Here is a 278-nt window from a genome sequence, read left to right as displayed (position 1 = left end):
ATGAAGGACATCGGCGGGCTCGACGCGCTGCACGGCAGCCTGCTGAAGATCGCATGCTCGGAAGGGTTCGCGATCGACTTCCTGCCCGGCGTGCTCGCGAGCTTCAAGGCGCGCCACCCGGGCGTCGATTTCACCGTGTGGGTCGTGTCGCCGGCGGATGCGACGCGGCGCGTGCGCGACGGCGACGCGGACATCGCGTTGACCTTCAGCCTCGCGCCGGAGAAGGGCGTGCGTGTCGACCACACGGAGCGCGCGCCCGTCTTTGCGCTGGTCCGGCA

At 70.1% G+C, this 278-nt stretch carries 1 protein-coding gene; it reads left to right on the top strand.

Going from position 1 to position 278, the window contains the following annotated elements; all coding sequences use genetic code 11:
* Nucleotides 1–278, top strand: a 278-nt coding sequence (locus tag AAEY79_RS14670; protein ID WP_352289052.1) for a LysR substrate-binding domain-containing protein, incomplete at both ends; no start/stop codon positions are given.

The sequence above is a fragment of the Psychrobacter sp. GW64-MNA-CIBAN-0177 genome, assembly GCF_040309585.1.
GTDB lineage: Bacteria > Pseudomonadota > Gammaproteobacteria > Pseudomonadales > Moraxellaceae > Psychrobacter > Psychrobacter okhotskensis.
This window is presented reverse-complemented; position numbering and strand designations above follow the sequence as displayed.